At 73.3% G+C, this 16,397-nt stretch carries 15 protein-coding genes and 1 rRNA gene; 3 read left to right on the plus strand and 13 right to left on the minus strand.

Features of this window, described 5'->3' with window-relative positions:
• Positions 1 to 392 precede the first annotated feature (392 nt).
• Positions 393 to 1,565, plus strand: a complete 1,173-nt coding sequence (locus ABZ564_RS31785; RefSeq protein ID WP_360862843.1) for an MFS transporter — start codon at positions 393 to 395, stop codon at positions 1,563 to 1,565.
• A 256-nt stretch (positions 1,566 to 1,821) separates the two neighbouring features.
• On the opposite strand, the gene ABZ564_RS31790 is transcribed toward ABZ564_RS31785, so the two are convergent.
• The 6 genes from ABZ564_RS31790 to ABZ564_RS31815 form a co-directional block, all read right to left on the minus strand.
• Positions 1,822 to 2,706 (minus strand): sulfurtransferase, encoded by an 885-nt coding sequence (locus tag ABZ564_RS31790; protein ID WP_360862844.1) that lies wholly within the window; start codon positions 2,704 to 2,706, stop codon positions 1,822 to 1,824.
• Between the two features lie 74 nt (positions 2,707 to 2,780).
• Positions 2,781 to 3,878, minus strand: a complete 1,098-nt coding sequence (locus ABZ564_RS31795) for a glycosyltransferase family 4 protein (RefSeq protein WP_360862845.1) — start codon at positions 3,876 to 3,878, stop codon at positions 2,781 to 2,783.
• Positions 3,879 to 4,112: 234 nt separating this feature from the next.
• Positions 4,113 to 5,858 (minus strand): DNA repair protein RecN, encoded by a 1,746-nt coding sequence (recN, locus tag ABZ564_RS31800; RefSeq protein ID WP_360862847.1) that lies wholly within the window; start codon positions 5,856 to 5,858, stop codon positions 4,113 to 4,115.
• Between the two features lie 75 nt (positions 5,859 to 5,933).
• On the minus strand, positions 5,934 to 6,839 hold the full coding sequence (locus ABZ564_RS31805; RefSeq protein WP_360862849.1) for an NAD kinase: 906 nt from the start codon (positions 6,837 to 6,839) through the stop codon (positions 5,934 to 5,936).
• Positions 6,836 to 7,651 (minus strand): TlyA family RNA methyltransferase, encoded by an 816-nt coding sequence (locus tag ABZ564_RS31810; RefSeq protein WP_360862851.1) that lies wholly within the window; start codon positions 7,649 to 7,651, stop codon positions 6,836 to 6,838. Before ABZ564_RS31810 ends, ABZ564_RS31805 begins: the two co-directional genes overlap by 4 nt.
• Before the next feature lie 7 nt (positions 7,652 to 7,658).
• The gene (locus tag ABZ564_RS31815; protein ID WP_360862860.1) at positions 7,659 to 7,931 is read right to left on the minus strand and encodes a hypothetical protein; all 273 of its coding nucleotides are present in this window, start codon (positions 7,929 to 7,931) and stop codon (positions 7,659 to 7,661) included.
• 54 nt (positions 7,932 to 7,985) lie between these two features.
• Here ABZ564_RS31815 and ABZ564_RS31820 point away from each other — a divergent pair, with 54 nt between their 5' ends.
• The gene (locus ABZ564_RS31820) at positions 7,986 to 8,333 is read left to right on the plus strand and encodes an SCP2 sterol-binding domain-containing protein (protein ID WP_360862852.1); all 348 of its coding nucleotides are present in this window, start codon (positions 7,986 to 7,988) and stop codon (positions 8,331 to 8,333) included.
• A gap of 148 nt (positions 8,334 to 8,481) precedes the next feature.
• Here the strand turns inward: ABZ564_RS31820 and ABZ564_RS31825 are convergent, their stop codons facing one another.
• The 4 genes from ABZ564_RS31825 to ABZ564_RS31840 all read right to left on the minus strand — a co-directional run bounded on the left by ABZ564_RS31825 (position 8,482) and on the right by ABZ564_RS31840 (position 12,574).
• Positions 8,482 to 9,291 carry an ABC transporter ATP-binding protein gene (locus tag ABZ564_RS31825; RefSeq protein ID WP_360862862.1) on the minus strand — a complete coding sequence of 270 codons (810 nt, stop codon included), beginning with the start codon at positions 9,289 to 9,291 and terminating at the stop codon, positions 8,482 to 8,484.
• Between the two features lie 74 nt (positions 9,292 to 9,365).
• Positions 9,366 to 10,439 carry an iron chelate uptake ABC transporter family permease subunit gene (locus ABZ564_RS31830; protein WP_360862853.1) on the minus strand — a complete coding sequence of 358 codons (1,074 nt, stop codon included), beginning with the start codon at positions 10,437 to 10,439 and terminating at the stop codon, positions 9,366 to 9,368.
• The gene (locus tag ABZ564_RS31835) at positions 10,436 to 11,395 is read right to left on the minus strand and encodes an iron chelate uptake ABC transporter family permease subunit (protein ID WP_360862855.1); all 960 of its coding nucleotides are present in this window, start codon (positions 11,393 to 11,395) and stop codon (positions 10,436 to 10,438) included. Before ABZ564_RS31835 ends, ABZ564_RS31830 begins: the two co-directional genes overlap by 4 nt.
• A 150-nt stretch (positions 11,396 to 11,545) precedes the next feature.
• Positions 11,546 to 12,574 (minus strand): HAD hydrolase-like protein, encoded by a 1,029-nt coding sequence (locus ABZ564_RS31840; RefSeq protein WP_360862856.1) that lies wholly within the window; start codon positions 12,572 to 12,574, stop codon positions 11,546 to 11,548.
• A 72-nt stretch (positions 12,575 to 12,646) separates the two neighbouring features.
• On the opposite strand from ABZ564_RS31840, the gene ABZ564_RS31845 reads away from it, so the two are divergent.
• Positions 12,647 to 13,927 carry a DUF1015 domain-containing protein gene (locus ABZ564_RS31845; RefSeq protein WP_360862858.1) on the plus strand — a complete coding sequence of 427 codons (1,281 nt, stop codon included), beginning with the start codon at positions 12,647 to 12,649 and terminating at the stop codon, positions 13,925 to 13,927.
• 59 nt (positions 13,928 to 13,986) lie between these two features.
• On the opposite strand, the gene ABZ564_RS31850 is transcribed toward ABZ564_RS31845, so the two are convergent.
• The 3 genes from ABZ564_RS31850 to rrf form a co-directional block, all read right to left on the minus strand.
• Positions 13,987 to 14,790, minus strand: coding sequence for a tetratricopeptide repeat protein (locus ABZ564_RS31850; RefSeq protein WP_360862864.1), 804 nt, complete (start codon positions 14,788 to 14,790; stop codon positions 13,987 to 13,989).
• Positions 14,727 to 16,088 carry a hypothetical protein gene (locus ABZ564_RS31855; protein ID WP_360862865.1) on the minus strand — a complete coding sequence of 454 codons (1,362 nt, stop codon included), beginning with the start codon at positions 16,086 to 16,088 and terminating at the stop codon, positions 14,727 to 14,729. Before ABZ564_RS31855 ends, ABZ564_RS31850 begins: the two co-directional genes overlap by 64 nt.
• A gap of 217 nt (positions 16,089 to 16,305) precedes the next feature.
• Positions 16,306 to 16,397: ribosomal RNA gene (gene rrf / locus ABZ564_RS31860) — 5S ribosomal RNA — on the minus strand; the annotation flags it as partial.

Here is a 16,397-nt window from a genome sequence, read left to right on the forward strand (position 1 = left end):
CGTCACCCCGCTCGAAACGAGATCCCTGCTCAGGCAGAACCTCGCCCCGGCAGCGTAAACACCCGCTGTCCAGTCCGCGGGGGGAACTTCAGGCTCCGCCCGCCGACGCACCTACTACTCACTTACCGCTGCGGCACACCAAGCCATGGCCACGATCCACATGCCGCACTCATGGCTGAGGAAAACCGCAGCACCACGGGACAAGACCAACGACACAGATGTGGGACCGATACGTGAAATCCCAGGTCAGGAGGATCTCGCTTTGCGTCAATTGCCCTCCGAGCTGCCTGCACGGCAGATGAATTCGGTTGCGGCGGGACCGGGCAGCCCGGTGAGCTACCTACATGAACGGTGCCACGGAGCAGGCGGAACGGGCGAGGTCAGGAAGCACCATGCATCTGCCTCTGTGGCACAGGGCGGCGGTGCTCGTGGCCCTGATGCTGGCCGCCTTCACCCTCAACACGGCGGAAAACCTGCCGATCGGCCTCTTGGATCTCATCTCCGAAAGCCTCCGAGTGTCGGTGTCAGCGGTTGGTCTCCTGGTCACCGGTTACGGCGTGACAGTGGCCGTCGCGTCATTACCGCTCGCCTATGTCATGCGGGCCGTGCCCCGACGCCATGTGCTCACCGGACTGCTGGCCGCGCTGGTCGTGTCCAGCCTGGTCGCAGCGCTGGCCACCTCCTACTGGGTGCTCCTCTTCGCGCGGCTGCTGACCGCGCTCGCCCAAGCGTTGTTCTGGGCCGTGATGGGGCCGGTCGCGGTGGGCCTGTTCGCGCCCGAGGTCCGTGGGCGTGTGGTCGGAGCGCTGTCCGTCGCCGGTTCGCTCGCCCTCGTGCTCGGTGTTCCCGCCGGGACCTGGCTGGGCCAGCAGAGCGACTGGCAGGTGCCCATCGCCTTGCTCGCGGCTCTCGGACTTGTCTCTCTGATGACCATCGCCGTTCTGCTGCCCACCTCCCGTCCGGAAGAGGAGAGCGCCGCTTACGGAACCAGTCCCGACGTCCGCCGGTTCGGGATCGTTCTGGCGGCCGGGACCTTATCCGCTACTGGGGCCTTCGCGGGATACACCTACGTCGTCAAGTTCCTGGGCGACGTGAGCGGGTTCTCCTCGAGCGCGGTCAGTGCCCTGTTCGTGGCTTTCGGGGTTGCGTGTCTGGCCGGCGTGAGCATCACCGGGGCTCTGCTGGACCGCTTTCCGCAAGCCGCACTGACCACTGCCGTTGCTACACAGGCGGTGGGCATGCTCGGTCTGTATGCGGTCGGCACCGAGCCGGTGGCAGCGGTGGTGTTCCTGGCGCTGATGGGCAGTGCACTCGGACCGGTGTTCATGACCACCCAGAACGCGATGCTGCATTGCGCACCGGGCCGCACAGATATCGCACTCGCGGCGAACTCCGGCTCATACAACGCCGGTATCGCAGCGGGCGCCGCGCTCGGCGGACTGGTCCTGCCGCTCGCCGGAGTGCGGGGCACCTTCCTCGTCGGCGGGCTACTGACCGTCGGGGCCTGCGCAGTGCTGCTCGGCGGGCGGCTGCTGCGGGTTTTCGGACCGGAGTCCGCCGGTTAGAGCCACCGACACTGGGCGGCCGGTGCTGCTTCTCGTCCGCTGAGGAAAACGACGCGGAGACGGGATTGCACCACCGACACGACCGCGGAATCGAGCCGCGAAAACACAGGTCGTTCAGTCTCCGGAGGACACGGCTCACCGGAACCTACACGGCCGGGGCCTCCCCGCCCGCCCCCACCGCCCGGCTGCCGCTCTCCGGCAGCCGGGCGGAGTCGTACCAGCCGTACGGGAAGCCCTTCCCGGCCGTACGAGCGGCTCAGCCCTTCGCGAGCCCCGTGGCGACCGGCCGGTCCGCCGAGGGCAGCCCCCACTCGCTCCAGGACCCGTCGTACACGGCCGTGTCGCGGTAGCCGGCCAGCTCGGCCCCGAGCGCCAGCACGCAGGCGGTCACGCCCGACCCGCAGCTGAAGTACAGCCGCTCCCGGTCGCCCGCCGCGTCGGCGAACGCGGCGCGCAGCCCGTCGGGCGGCAGCATCCGCCCCTCGTCCTGGAGCCGGCCGAAGGGCAGGCTGACGGCCCCCGGCATATGGCCGCCGCGCAGCCCGGCACGCGGCTCGGGCTCCGTGCCCTCGAACCGTCCCCCGGTCCTGGCGTCGAGCACCGCCGCGCCCGGATCGGCCAGCGCGTCCGCCACCGTGGCGGCGTCGACGAGGAGGCCGGGCCGGGGCCGGGCCGTGAAGCCGCCGCGCCCGGCAGCAGGTTCCGGCGTGCCCTCGTCGACCGGCAGCCCGGCGGCGGTCCAGGCGGGCAGGCCCCCGTCGAGGACGGCGGCCCGGTCGAAGCCCATCGCGCGGAGCATCCACCAGGCCCGGGCGCTGGAGTAGATCCCGGCGGCGTCGTACACGACGGCGGTGTCCCCGTCGTTCAGGCCGAGCGCCCGCATCTCGTCGGTGAACCGGCCGGCGTCCGGCATGGTGTGCGGCAACGGCCCCGTGGGGTCGGAGAGCGCGCCGTCGATGTCGAAGACCCGGGCACCCGCGATCCGCGGCCCGCTCCCCCGGTGCGCGCCGACCGAGGCGTCGAGCACCAGCAGTCCGGGAGCGCCGAGGCGCGCGGCGAGCCAGTCGGCGGAGACGAGCGGCCCCGGCAGGGAGCCGACGGCGGCGCCCCGGTCCTCGTACGGCTGCCTCGCCCCGCCCATGTGCCCTCCCGGCTGCCCGAAGACCGGACCGCCCCGGCCGGTTTTTTTCAAGATCGCAGCCGGGTCGGCGGCTGTCAACGGCCTTCCCGGCGGCCGAGCGGCTGGACCAGCTCGTCGTACACGCAGAGCACTTGGGCCACCGTGTCGTCCTCGGTCGGCCAACTCGCCGCCTGCCGCAGGCCGTCGGCGGCCAGCAGCTCCCGCTCGGCCGGGTCACCGAGCAGCCGGGCCACCGCCACGGCCAGCGCCTCGGCGTCCGCGTACGGCACGAGAACCGCCGCGTCACCCACGAGTTCCGGTGTGCCGCCGACCGCCGTGGCGACCAGGGGCACCCCGGCCCGCAGCGCCTGCTGGGCCATCGTCGAACGGGACTCCCAGCGGCTGGGCAGGACGGCCACGTCGGCGGCGGCCAGGAGCGCGGCGGCGTCGGACCGGTCACCGAGCAGTTCGACCGGCAGGCCCTCGGCCGTGATCCGCCGCCGCAGCACCGCCCGCTCCCGCCCCTCTCCGACGACGGCCACCAGCGGCACAGGGTCGAGCAGGCGCCACGAGGCCGCCGCGTCGAGCAGGGTGTCGTAGCCGTGATGCGGCACGAGACTGCCGGCGGCGACGATCAACGACCGCCCCACCGCACCGAGTTCGGCACGCACCTTGTCGGCGGGCGGCCCGGCGGGCAGCGGCGGCCGGGGTGCGGCGACGGGCGCGAGCCGGGCATCGCGGGCGCCCCGGGCGCGCGCCCGGTCGACCAGGTCGGAGGAGGTGGCGAGCACAACGGCCGCCGCGCGCACGGCCCTTCGCTCCAGCAGGTGCAACAGCCGGCGGCGGGCCCCTTCGGCGTGGGCCCGGGTGTGCCAGGTGACGACCAGGGGGACGCGCCGGCCGCCGATCGCCAGGGCCGCCCGGACGGCGGCGTGCAGGCCGTGCGCGTGGACGACGTCCGCACCGGAACAGGCGGCGCGCAGCGAGGCGACGGCCGCCGGGTCACTGCGCCGGGGCACGGGGGTGAAGTCGGCACCCGTGGCGGAGAAGTCGTGGGTGCGGTCCAGGGCCGCCGGCGCGCAGACCGTGACCCGCACCCCCCGGGCGACCAGCCCGGCGGCCAGCGAGCCGGCATGCGCGCTGCTGCCGGTACTGCCGCCACCGAGCACCTGGACCGTGCGCAGCTGTGACACGTCGATTGGCTCCCGGGGCTCCCGAGTCGGGGGTACGAACACGGCCAAGGATGCCAGTCCGTACGCGCGTTCCGGCACGACGGAACCGTTCCTCCCGTGCGCATCGCGACAAACCGGGCACCCCACACCACCCGCACGGGTGAAAGCGTGTGCGGCGCCACGACACCCGTACGGCTGCCACGGCCCCGGACGGACGGCCGGGACCGCTCATCGCGGCCCCGGCCGTGACGACCCCTACCCGTCGGCGCGGGCCGTCGCGAGCAGTTCCTCGGCGTGGGCTCGGGCGGTCTCGGAGTCCTCCTGGCCCGCGAGCATCCGGGACAGCTCCCGTACCCGGTCCTCGCCCTCGAGGACGGTGACGCCGCTGCTGGTCACCGAGCCGTCCACGGTCTTCTCGACCAGCAGTTGCCGGTCGGCGAACGCGGCCACCTGGGGGAGGTGCGTGACGACCACGACCTGGGCGGACCTGGCGAGCTTCGCGAGCCGCCGTCCGACCTCCACGGCCGCCTTGCCGCCGACGCCCGCGTCGACCTCGTCGAAGAGGTACGTGGGCACGGGGTCGGAGCCGGCGAAGACGACCTCGACCGCGAGCATCACCCGGGACAGCTCACCGCCCGACGCGCCCTTGGCAATCGGCCGGGGCTGGGCTCCCGGGTGCGGGGCCAGCAGCAGTTCGACCTCGTCGGCACCGGACGGCCCGTAGGTCACGTTGCGTCCGCCGATCTCGATGCCGGACGCCTCGTTTGCCGCCTCGGTCTGCCGGATGTCGAAGGACACCCGGGCGTGCGGCATGGCCAGGGACGCCAGTTCCTCGGTCACCGCCGCGGCGAAGGACGCGGCGGCGGCCGTCCGGGCGTCGGTCAACGCCTGCCCGAGACCGGAGAGTTCGGCACGCAGCGCGTCCCGCTCCGCGGTCAGCTCCCCGATCCGGTCGTCGTCGCCCTCCAGCTCGGTGAGCCGCTCCGCGCCCTCCTGCGCCCAGGCGAGTACGGCGGTGATGTCCTCCCCGTACTTGCGGGTGAGGGCGGTGAGCGCGGCGCGCCGCTCCTCGACCGCGGCGAGCCGCAGCGGGTCGGCGTCCAGCTGGTCCGCGTAACCGGACAGTTCTCCGGAGACGTCGGCGAGCAGGATGGAGATCTCGCCGACCCGGTCGGCGAGCGAGGCGAGCGCCGGATCGTGCGCGCGCACCCCGTCGAGGGCCTGCCTGGCGGCGGCCACCACGGTCGTGGCGTCCAGGGCCTCCGGGTCCTCCGGGTTGCCGGCCAGCGCGGTGTGCGCGAGGGCGGCGGCGGAGGCGAGCGCGTCGGCGTGGCCGAGCCGCTGGGCCTCGGCGGCCAGCTCCGTGTCCTCGCCGGGCAGCGGTTCGACGGCGGCGATCTCGTCCAGCCCGAAGCGCAGCAGGTCGGCCTCCTGCGCGCGCTCGCGGGCGCGCGTGGTCAGCTCGTCCAGCTCCGCGGCGACCTCCCGCAGCCGCCGGTAGGCAGCCGTGTACTTCGCCAGCGGAACGGCGACGCCGTCGCCCGCGTACCGGTCGAGGGCCTGCCGCTGCCGGGCCGGCTTGAGAAGGCCCTGCTGGTCGGTCTGGCCGTGCACGGCGACGAGTTCGTCGGCCAGCTCGGACAGCACTCCCACCGGCACGGATCTGCCGCCCAGATGCGCCCGGGAACGCCCCTCGGCGGAGATGGTACGGCTGATGAGCAGCGCGCCGTCCTCGATATCGGCCCCGGCCTCCTCGGCCCGCAGGGCCACCGCGTCGCCCCCGGCCACCGTGATCCGGCCCTCGACGACCGCGGCCTTGGCGCCGATCCGCACCAGGGCGGGGTCGGCGCGCCCGCCGAGCAGCAGCCCCAGGCTGGTGACGACCATGGTCTTACCGGCGCCGGTCTCGCCCGTCACCGCGGTGAAACCGGGTGACAGCTCCACCACCGCGTCGTCGATGACCCCGAGCGACCGTATCCGCATCTCCTCCAACACGGACATGACCATACGAGGTTTCACCGCCCGCGTGCACACGGGCCACGGCCGGGGCGCCCGGATGGTGCGCCCCGCCCGGGGTCACTGGGGCGCGCCCCGCCATCCCGAGACGGGCAGGGCGAACTTGGCCACCAGACGGTCCGTGAACGACGCCTGGTGCAGCCGGGCCAGCCGTACGGGCACGGCACCGCGCCGCACCTCGACGCGCGCCCCCGGCGGCAGCTCGACGGTCCGGCGCCCGTCGCACCACAGCACCCCGTGCGGGGTGTGCGGCTGGACCTCGACGGCGAGCACCGAGGCGGGCGAGGTCACCAGCGGCTTGGCGAACAGGGCGTGGGCGCTGATCGGGACCATCAGCAGCGCCTCGACCTCCGGCCAGACGACGGGTCCGCCGGCCGAGAAGGCGTACGCGGTCGAACCGGTGGGCGTGGCGCACACGATGCCGTCGCAGCCGAACCCGGTCACCGGCCGGCCGTCGATCTCCAGGACGACTTCGAGTATCCGCTCGGGCGACACCTTCTGCACGGCCGCCTCGTTGAGCGCCCAGTCGGTGTGGACGACGGCCCCGTTGCTGTGCACCAGGACGTCGATCGTCATGCGTTCCTCGACCGTGTACGCCCGGGTGACGACCCGGTCGACGACCTGGTCGAGGTCGTCGCGCTCGGCCTCGGCGAGGAAGCCGACCCGGCCGAGGTTGACGCCGAGCATGGGCACCCCGGAGGCGCGCGAGAGTTCGGCACCGCGCAGCAGCGTCCCGTCGCCGCCGAGGACGATCAGCAGCTCACAGCCGTTCAGCACCTCGGGCGTGGCATCGATGACGGTCTCGACGGACGGCGGCAGGGGCAGGTCGGCCGCCTCCGTGGCGAGGACCCGCACGCCCAGGCCGTTGCGGAGCAGCCCCTGGACGACGAGTTCCGCGCTGCGGATCGCGGCCGGGCGGCCGGTGTGCGCCAAAAGGAAGACTGTACGTGCCGCATTCGTCGTCAACGAGGCCCCTCCGCCACTGCACGGTCGACATCCGCGGGATCCAGTTCGGGTGCTCCGGCCCGCAGCCACAGAAAGTACTCGACGTTCCCCGAGGGCCCCGGCAGCGGGCTGGCCGTCACGCCCCGGACCCCCAGGCCCAGCGCCCACGCGCGGCGGGCGACCTCCCGTACCGCCTCGGCACGCAGTTCGGGACTGCGCACCACCCCACCGCTGCCGAGCCGTTCCTTGCCGACCTCGAACTGCGGTTTGACCATGAGGACCAGATCGGCGCCGGGGGCGGCGCAGCGGACCAGGGCGGGCATCACGAGCCCGAGCGGGATGAACGACAGGTCGCCCACCACCAGGTCCACCGGCTCGCCGTCGATCGCCTCCAGCGTCAGTTCCCGCACATTGGTGCGGTCCTTGACCACGACGCGTTCGTCGGACTGGAGCGACCAGGCGAGCTGCCCGTAGCCCACGTCCACGGCCACCACCTGCGCGGCCCCGGCGCGCAGCAGCACGTCGGTGAACCCGCCGGTCGACGCCCCCGCGTCCAGCGCCCGCCGGCCCTCGACCTCCAGCCCGAGCGGGACGAAGGCGGCGAGGGCGCCGGCCAGCTTGTGGCCGCCGCGCGAGACGTACTCGGGGTCGCTGTCGTCCTTGGTGACGACGACGGCGGCACTGGTCTCGACCTGGGTGGCCGGTTTGGTCGCGGTGCTGCCGCCGACGGTCACCCGGCCCGCCGCGATCAACTGGCTCGCGTGCTCGCGCGAGCGGGCGAGCTTGCGGCGTACCAGCTCGGCGTCGAGACGGCGACGGGCGACTCCTGCCACGTTCGGTTCAGCTCCTGTGGTTGTACGGGGGCACCGGTACGGGTGGTCCCGGTGCGGGGGCGGGCCCGGCGTCCAGCGCGCTCAGCGCCTCGCGCAGGCCCCGGTGTACATCCTCGTACACCTCGGTGTGTCCGTCCGCCCCGAGGTGGTCGGCATCGGCCAGCCGTTCCAGCAGCACGTCCACTTCGGCGCTGCCCGTCGGCGTCCGTACGACACCGAGGGGCGCGGGCCCCGCGGGCTCGGCCGGCTCGGGCGGGGCATCCGTCTCGGGCTCGGGCATCGGGTCGCTCATGCGGAAACGCTACCGCGAAGAGCTGGGGTACCGTCGATCACGATGGCGACCATGGCGGAGTGCCGCAGCGCACTCGACAGACTTTCCGACAACCTCGCGGGGGCCGACGGCGACGTGCGCCGCGCCGCCGACCTGGACCGCTCGCTGAGCTGCCACATCAGGGACCTGGACATCACGTTCACCGGTCGCCTGTCCGGCGGCCGCATCCAGGTCCTGGACACCCTGGAGGGCCCGCCACGCCAGAAGGCGGAGATCCGCCTGGCGATGACCGGCGACGACCTGGTCGCCATGGTCGACGGCGACCTGAACTTCGCCAAGGCGTGGGCCTCGGGCCGCGTCCGCCTGGAGGCGGGCTTCCGGGACCTGCTGAAACTGAAGTCATTGCTGTAACGAGTTCACGTCCTGCGGACGGACTCACGCCGGCGGGACCGAGCCCGTCCGGCGGTCGAGGACGTCTTCGGACCCGGCGGGCAGACCGCACCGGCCGGCGTCCGAACCCGTCCGGCGATCGAGGGCACTTCGCGGCCCCGGGGGCCCGTCACACCGCCAAGGACCCGCGCGCGACGCGCGCCCGCGCGGCGGGGACCACCAACGGCGTCCCCGTCTCCGGGTCCGGGATCACCTGGCACCGCAGCCCGAACACCCGCTCCACCAGTTCCGCGGTCACGATCTCCCCCGGCGGCCCCTCCGCGACGATCTCCCCGCCGCGCATCGCGATGAGGTGCGTGGCGTACCGCGCCGCGTGGTTCAGGTCGTGCAGGACGGCCACCAGTGTCCGCCCCCGGGTCTCGTGCAGCTCCGCGCAGAGGTCGAGGACATCGATCTGGTGCTGGATGTCGAGGTACGTCGTCGGCTCGTCCAGCAGCAGCAGGGGCGTCTGCTGGGCGAGGGCCATCGCGATCCAGACGCGCTGCCGCTGGCCGCCGGACAATTCGTCGACATAGCGATCGGCCAGCTCACCGACGCCCGTCGATGCCATCGCTTCCCGGACGACCCGCTCGTCCTCGGGTGACCACTGCCGCAGCAGCCCCTGGTGCGGGTACCGCCCCCGCGCCACGAGGTCCGCGACGGTGATGCCCTCCGGCGCGATCGAGGACTGGGGCAGCAGGCCCAGCGTCTTCGCGACCTTCTTCGCGGGCAGCCCGTGGATCGACCGCCCGTCCAGCAGCACCTGGCCCCGGCTCGGCTTCAGCATCCGGGACAGCGCCCGCAGCAGCGTCGACTTGCCGCAGGCGTTGGGGCCGACGATCACGGTGAACGAGTGGTCGGGTATCTCGACCGAGAGGTTCTCCGCGATGACCCGCTGGTCGTATCCGAGGGTCACCGAGTCCGCGGTGAGGCGCTGCATGGTCGTACTCCGGAGGTCGGTCGGTTCGGTGGGGGTGGCGGGGCCGGCGGGTGCGCCGGTACCGGCACGGGAGCTCATACGCGTCCCGCCTTGCGCTCGGTCACCAGCAGCCACACGAGATAGCAGCCGCCCAGCACCCCGGTGACGACACCGACGGGCAGCTGCCGGTCGCCGAAGGCGTCGAGCGCGATCCAGTCGGCGACGAGCAGGAGCGCCGCGCCCATGAAGGTCGCGGCCACCAGGTTGGGGCCCGGGGAGCGGGTCAGCCGGCGCGCCAGCTGGGGGGCGCTCAGCGAGACGAAGGCGATCGGCCCGGCGGCGGCCGTGGCGACGGCGACGAGCAGGACGGCGGAGCCCATGAGGAGGAGACGGGTGCGTTCGACCCGTACACCGAGCGCGTACGCGGCGTCGTCGCCCATCTCCATGACCCGCAGGGCCGGCCCGTGTCCGTACACCAGCGGGAGCAGCACGGCGCAGACGATCAGCAGCGGCCAGACCTGCGCCCAGTCCCGGCCGTCGAGCGAACCGGTCATCCAGACGACGGCACGCGTCGCGTCGACCAGGTCGGCCTTGGTGATCAGGTACTGGGTCGCGGCCGTCAGCATGGCGGCCGCGCCGATCCCCACCAGGACGAGCCGGAAGCCGTGGACCCCGCGCTTCCACGCCAGCAGGTAGACGGTGACCCCGGTCAGCAGGCCGCCGGTGATCGCACCGGCCGAGACCGCCGCCGCACCGCCCTGGAAGAGGACGATCACGGTGAGCGCGCCGACCGTGGCGCCCTGGCCGAAACCGAGCACGTCGGGGCTGCCGAGCGGGTTGCGCGAGATGGTCTGGAAGACGGCGCCCCCGGCTCCGAGCGCGCCGCCGACGAGGAGTCCGACGAGCACCCGGGGCAGCCTGAGGTCCGTGACGATGAACTCCTGCTGGAAGGTCCCGTGGCCGAAGAGGGTGGTGAGGACCTCGCCGGGCGTCATCGAGAAGTCGCCGCTGCCGATGAGGACGACCGCCGCTGCCGCCGCCACGGCGGCCAGGAGCAGGACCACCAGGGCGGCTCGCGCGTTCGTCCGGAACGAGTATCCGCCGGGCGTCCGCACGGCCCGCACCGGACGGACGGCGTGTGCCGTCCCCTTCGTGGTCGTGGCACTCACAGCTGGGACATCCTCTTGCGTCGTACGAGGTGGATGAAGACGGGCCCGCCGATCAGCGCGGTGACGATGCCGACCTGGAGTTCGGACGGCCGGGCGATGATCCGGCCCACCACGTCCGCGCCGAGCAGCAGCACCGGCGAGAGCACCGCCGCGTACGGCAGGATCCACCGCATGTCCGGCCCGGTGAGGCTGCGCACCAGGTGCGGGATCATCAGCCCGATGAAGACGATCGGCCCGCACGCGGCGGTCGCCGCCCCGCACAGCAGGGTGACGGCGAGCATCGCGAGGACACGGGTCCGGGTGAGGTGCGCGCCCAGTGCCCTGGCCGTGTCGTCGCCCATCTCCAGGGCGTTGAGCGGGCGGGCGATGAACACGGTCAGCAGGACGCCCAGCGCGATGAACGGCCACACCTTGCCGACCGTCTCCGTGTTCGCGGAGGCCAGCGAGCCGACCGTCCAGAACCGCAGCCGGTCCAGCGCCGCCGAGTCCAGCAGCTGTACGGCGTTGACGTACCCGTACAGCGCGGCGGTGACGGCCGTCCCGGCGAGCGCGAGCCGCACCGGGGTCGAGGAGCGGCTCCCGCCGAGGAAGTACACGGCCACCGACACGATCGCGGCGCCCGTGAAGGCGAACCACACGTAGCCGGTCAGCGAGGTCACACCGAAGAAGCTGATGGCGGAGACGACGGCGGCCGAGGCCCCGGCGTTGACGCCGAGGATGCCGGGCTCGGCGAGCGGGTTACGGGTCAGCGCCTGCATCACCGCCCCGGCGAGGCCGAGCGCGGCACCGACGAGGAGCCCGAGCAGGGTGCGGGGGATGCGCACCCTGCGCACGAGGACGTCGTCGCCGCTGCCCGCGTAGTGGAACAGGCCGTGCCACACGTCGGAGAGGGGCAGCGCCTTGGCACCGACCGCGACGGACGCGAAGCACACCAGCACGAGGACGGCCACGGCCACCAGGAGCCCCGCGGCTCTCGCCGCGTGACGCCTGCGGGGAGCGGCGGCTTTGTCCGGCGCGGCTATCGGGCCGGAACGGGAATCCGGGGGACTTTCAACCAACACCCGGTTAGGTTAGCCTACCCAGCCCTCGGGGCCGCGGGCCCGCCCTCACAATCCCAGCCTGGCCACGGCCTTCTCCGCGTCCAGGTCACAGGCCCCGTCCCCCGCCTGCGACCAGGCCGCCGCGCACAGCGCCCGCAGCCCGTCGAGCGCGTCGCCGTCGCCCTCCAGCACCAGCCGGCCGTCCCGGGCGGAAGCCGTCCAGCCGCCGCAGCCGAAGCCCTCCCCGTCCGCCGTCACCTCGGGCTGGCCGGTGAGCAGCCCGCGCAGGTCCGCGTCGATGTACGTCGGCCGGTGCCGGGGCAGGGCGGTCACCAGCTGCGCCGCGTCCGTCACCCCGGTCAGCACCAGCAACGAGTCGACCTCGCCGTTGAACGCCCCCTCGATGTCCGTGTCGAGCCGGTCGCCGACCACCAGCGGCCGCTCGGCCCCGGTGCGCAGGACGGTCTCGCGGTGCATCGGCGGGAGCGGCTTCCCGGCGACCTGCGGCTCGGCGCCGGTCGCGATCCGGACGACCTCGACGGCCGCACCGTTGCCCGGCGCGATCCCCCGGGCGCCCGGGATCGTCAGGTCCGTGTTGGACGCGAACCACGGCAGCCCGCGGTTGATCGCGTACGAGGCCTCGGCGAACCGGCCCCACGCCAGATCGGGCCCGCCGTACCCCTGTACCACCGCGACCGGGTCGTCGTCCGCCGACTCCACCGGTTCGAGGCCGCGTTCCCGCAGCGCGACGCGCAGTCCCTCGCCGCCGATCACCAGGACCCGCGCCCCGGTGGGCAGTTGATCGGCGACCAGCCGGGCCACCGCCTGCGCCGAGGTGATCACGTCGGTGGGCTCGGCCGGGACGCCCAGCTCGGTCAGGTGCTGTGCGACCGCGGCCGGGGTGCGCAGCGCGTTGTTGGTGACGTACGCCAGGTGCATCCCGCCGTCCCGCGCCGCTCCGAGCGCCTCGACGGCATGGTCGATCGCCAGCCCGCCCGCGTACACGACACCGTCGAGGTCGAGCAGCGCCGTGTCGTACGCCTCGCTCAACGCGGTGCTGCTGCCGCTCGGCCTGGTCCTGCTCGCCTGACTCATGTTTCCGTGCTCCTCATCGCCTGCTTCTCCCCCGATCATCGCGCATCCCCGTACCGCACATACGATGCACGGATGAAGACACCAGGCACGGCGGACCGGGGACTGCGTCTGATTCCGTTCCGTGGACTGCGGTACGTCCCCGAGCGGGTCGGCAGTCTCGCCGCGGTGACCTCTCCCCCGTACGACGTGGTCGTACGGCCCGACGGGCTGCTGCACCTGGAGTCGGCGGACCCGCACAACATCGTCCGGCTGATCCTTCCGCAGGCCCGCACGGTCACCGCCCGCAACGCACAGGCCGCCGCCACCCTGGACGACTGGCTCGCCGAGGGCGTGATCGCGTCGGACGCCGAGCCCGCCCTGTACGTGTACGAGCAGCGCGGCGACGGCATCCTGCAACGGGGCGTGATCGGCGCCCTGGCGCTCTCGGGGCCCACCGACGGCGTCGTGCTCCCGCACGAGGACGTCATGGCGCATGTCGTCGAGGAGCGGGCCGACCTGATGCGCGCCACCGCAGCCCACCTCGAACCGCTGCTGCTGACCTACCGCAGCGACGGGGACACCGCCACGGGCGCGGCCGCCGTCATCGAGCGGACCGTCGACCGCGAGCCGCTGCTCGCCACAGCCACGGAGGACGGCTTCCGGCACCGGCTGTGGGCGGTCACCGATCCCGCGGGGCGCGCGGAGATCGAGGCGGACCTGCTCCGTCACCAGGCACTGATCGCGGACGGCCACCACCGCTGGGCCACCTACCTCAGGCTCCAGCAGGAACACACCGGCCGGGGCCCCTGGGACTACGGCCTGGTCCTCCTGGTCGACACGGCCCGCTACCCGCTCCGGGTCCGCGCCATCCACCGGCTGCTGCACGGACTGCCCGTCGCCGAGGCGCTGACCGCGCTGGCCGGCCTGTTCCGGATACGCGAGGTGGCGGGGCCGCTCCCCCGCGCCCTGGACGCGCTGGCCGGCGCGGCCGCCGAGGGCAACGCCTTCCTGCTCGCGGGTGACGGGGGCTTCCACCTGGTCGACCTGCCCGACGAGGCGCTGCTGGCCCGCACCATTCCGGCGGACCGGCCGGCCGCATGGCGCACGCTCGACGCGACGGTCCTGCACTCGGCGCTGCTCGACCACGTCTGGCAGATCCCCGACGACCCGGCGCACATCGCCTACATCCACGACACGGCGGCGGCCGTGGAGCAGGCCGAACGGCACGGCTCCACGGCGGTGCTGATGCATCCGGTACGCGAGGAACTCGTCCGGGACCTGGCCCGGCAGGGCGTCACCATGCCTCGCAAGTCGACGTCCTTCGGCCCCAAGCCGGCGACGGGCCTGGTCCTGCGGAGCCTGCACCTCGGCTGAACCGGGCCGGAACGCAGAAGAGGGCGGCACCCGATGGGGTGCCGCCCTCTTCTCATGCGTTACGCCTGGGACTTGCCGTCCTCGTCGGCGTCGTCCTCGTCGGCGTCATCACCGTCCGCGTCGGCCACGGCGGGCGCCGCGGTGTCGACGTGCTGGTCCGCGCCCCCACCCTCGTGCTCGTGCTCGTCGAGGGCGTCGACGAACTCGACCCCGTCCAGCTCGGCGAGGCGGTCCGAGGCGTCGGTGGCACCGTCCTTGTCGGCCTCCAGCGCCTTGCCGAACCACTCGCGGGCCTCGTCCTCGCGGCCCGCTTCGAGCAGCGCGTCGGCGTATGCGTAGCGCAGGCGCGGCGTCCACGGGTGCACGGCGTTCGAGGCCAGCTCGGGGCTCTGCAGCGTGACGATGGCGGCGTCGAGCTGCCCCATGTCCCGCCGGGCGCCGGCGGCTACGAGACGCATCTCGACCTGGCCGGCCTTGTCCAGCTTCTGCACCTCGGGCTCACCGGCCATCGCCATGGCCTTCTCGGGCCGGCCGAGGCCGCGCTCGCAGTCGGCCATGACCGGCCACAGCTCCACCGAGCCGGTCATCCGCCGGGACGCCCGGAACTCCGCCAGCGCCTCCGCGTACTTCTGGGTCGCGTAGGCGGCGAAGCCGGCGGCCTCACGGACGGCGGCGACGCGCGAGGCCAGCCGCAGAGCGATGCGCGAGTACGCGTACGCCTGCTCAGGGTCCTCGTCGATGAGCCGGGCCACCATGACGAGGTTCCTCGCCACGTCCTCGGCCAGCGTCTTCGGCAGGCTCAGCAGCTCCTGGCGAACGTCCTGGTCGATCTCGTGCCCGGTGACGTCGTCCGGGATGGGCAGCCGCTTGATGGGCTCGCGGTCGCGGTCGTCGCGGCGCTCGTAACCGCCCGGCCGGCCCCCGCGGTCGTCACGGCCCCGGTAGCCGCCGCGCTCGCGGTCGTCCCGCTGTCCGCGGTAGCCGCCGCCACGGCTGTCCTCGCGACGGGGACCGCGGTCGCGGTCACGGTCGTCACGGCGGAAACCGCCGCCCGTCGGCCGGCTGTCGTCACGGCGGGGAGCGCGGGGCCGGTCGTCGCGGCGCTCGTAGCCGCCCGGCCGGCCACCGCGGTCGTCGTCACGACGCGGACCACGGTCCCGGTCGTCCCGCCGGAAGCCACCGCCGCCGCCGCTGTAACCACCCCGGCTGTCATCGCGCCGGTCGTCGCGGCGGAAACCGCCACCGGTGGAACCGCCACGGCTGTCATCACGACGGAAACCTCCGCCGGAACTGCCCCCACGATCGTCACGACGGAAACCGGCACTGCGGTTGTCGTCATCCCGGCGCGGACCACGGTCCCGGTCGTCACGCCGGAAGCCACCACCGCCGGAGGGACGGTCGTCACGACGGTCGTCGCGGCGCTCGTAGCCACCCGGCCGGCCACCGCGGTCCTCATCACGACGCGGCGCACGGTCATCACGACGGAACCCACCACCGCGGTTGTCGAAGCCACCGCCACGGTCATCGCGGCGGAAGCCACCACCAGTGGAGGAGCCGCCACGGCTGTCATCACGACGGAAGCCACCGCCGGAACTGCCCCCACGATCGTCGCGGCGGAAACCAGCACCGGTGGAACCGCCACGGTTGTCGTCGCGCCGATCGTCGCGGCGGAAGCCGCCGGAGGGGCGGTCGTCACGACGGAAACCGGCACTGCGGTTGTCGTCATCCCGGCGCGGACCACGGTCCCGGTCGTCACGCCGGAAGCCACCGCCGCCGGAGGGACGGTCGTCGCGCCGGTCGTCGCGGCGCTCGTAGCCACCCGGCCGGCCACCGCGGTCGTCATCACGACGCGGCGCACGGTCATCACGACGGAACCCACCACCGCGGTTGTCGAAGCCACCGCCACGGTCATCGCGGCGGAAACCGCCACCGGTGGAACCGCCACGGCTGTCATCACGACGGAAGCCACCGCCGGAACCGCCCCCACGATCGTCGCGGCGGAAACCGCCGCCGGCGGAGCCGCCGCCGCGGGTGTCGTCGCGACGCGGACCACGGTCCCGGTCGTCGCGGCGGAAGCCACCGCCGCCGGAGGGACGGTCGTCACGGCGGAAACCGCCACCGCGGTTGTCGTCATCCCGGCGCGGTCCACGAGACCGGTCATCGCGACCGCTGCTGAAGCCGCCCCGGTCACCGCCGTCCCGGCGACGCGGCTCGCGCTCCGAACGATCGTCGGGAGAGTTGGTGGACATGGGTGGAGCTCCTGTCATCGGGGTACTACAGACATTCTTGCGCAGCCGGACACCCGACGCGCTTCGGGCAAAACAAAAGGACCCTTGGTCCCAGCGCTGAACGCTGGGACCAAGGGTCCTTCAAAAATTGTTCGGCGGCGTCCTACTCTCCCACAGGGTCCCCCCTGCAGTACCATCGGCGCTGAAAGGCTTAGCTTCCGGGTTCGGAATGTAACCGGGCG

Origin of the sequence: Streptomyces sp. NPDC019224, from assembly GCF_040632605.1 — a bacterium.
Taxonomy (GTDB): domain Bacteria; phylum Actinomycetota; class Actinomycetes; order Streptomycetales; family Streptomycetaceae; genus Streptomyces.

Bases quoted from the DNA above. Each gene is read 5' to 3' on its own strand.
- ABZ564_RS31785 (WP_360862843.1), top strand. From the start codon at position 393: ATGCATCTGCCTCTGTGGCACAGGGCGGCGGTGCTCGTGGCCCTGATG.
- ABZ564_RS31790 (WP_360862844.1), bottom strand. From the start codon at position 2,706: ATGGGCGGGGCGAGGCAGCCGTACGAGGACCGGGGCGCCGCCGTCGGC.
- recN (WP_360862847.1), bottom strand. From the start codon at position 5,858: ATGTCCGTGTTGGAGGAGATGCGGATACGGTCGCTCGGGGTCATCGAC.
- ABZ564_RS31815 (WP_360862860.1), bottom strand. From the start codon at position 7,931: ATGCCCGAGCCCGAGACGGATGCCCCGCCCGAGCCGGCCGAGCCCGCG.
- ABZ564_RS31820 (WP_360862852.1), top strand. From the start codon at position 7,986: ATGGCGACCATGGCGGAGTGCCGCAGCGCACTCGACAGACTTTCCGAC.
- ABZ564_RS31825 (WP_360862862.1), bottom strand. From the start codon at position 9,291: ATGCAGCGCCTCACCGCGGACTCGGTGACCCTCGGATACGACCAGCGG.
- ABZ564_RS31840 (WP_360862856.1), bottom strand. From the start codon at position 12,574: ATGAGTCAGGCGAGCAGGACCAGGCCGAGCGGCAGCAGCACCGCGTTG.
- ABZ564_RS31845 (WP_360862858.1), top strand. From the start codon at position 12,647: ATGAAGACACCAGGCACGGCGGACCGGGGACTGCGTCTGATTCCGTTC.
- ABZ564_RS31855 (WP_360862865.1), bottom strand. From the start codon at position 16,088: ATGACCGGTCTCGTGGACCGCGCCGGGATGACGACAACCGCGGTGGCG.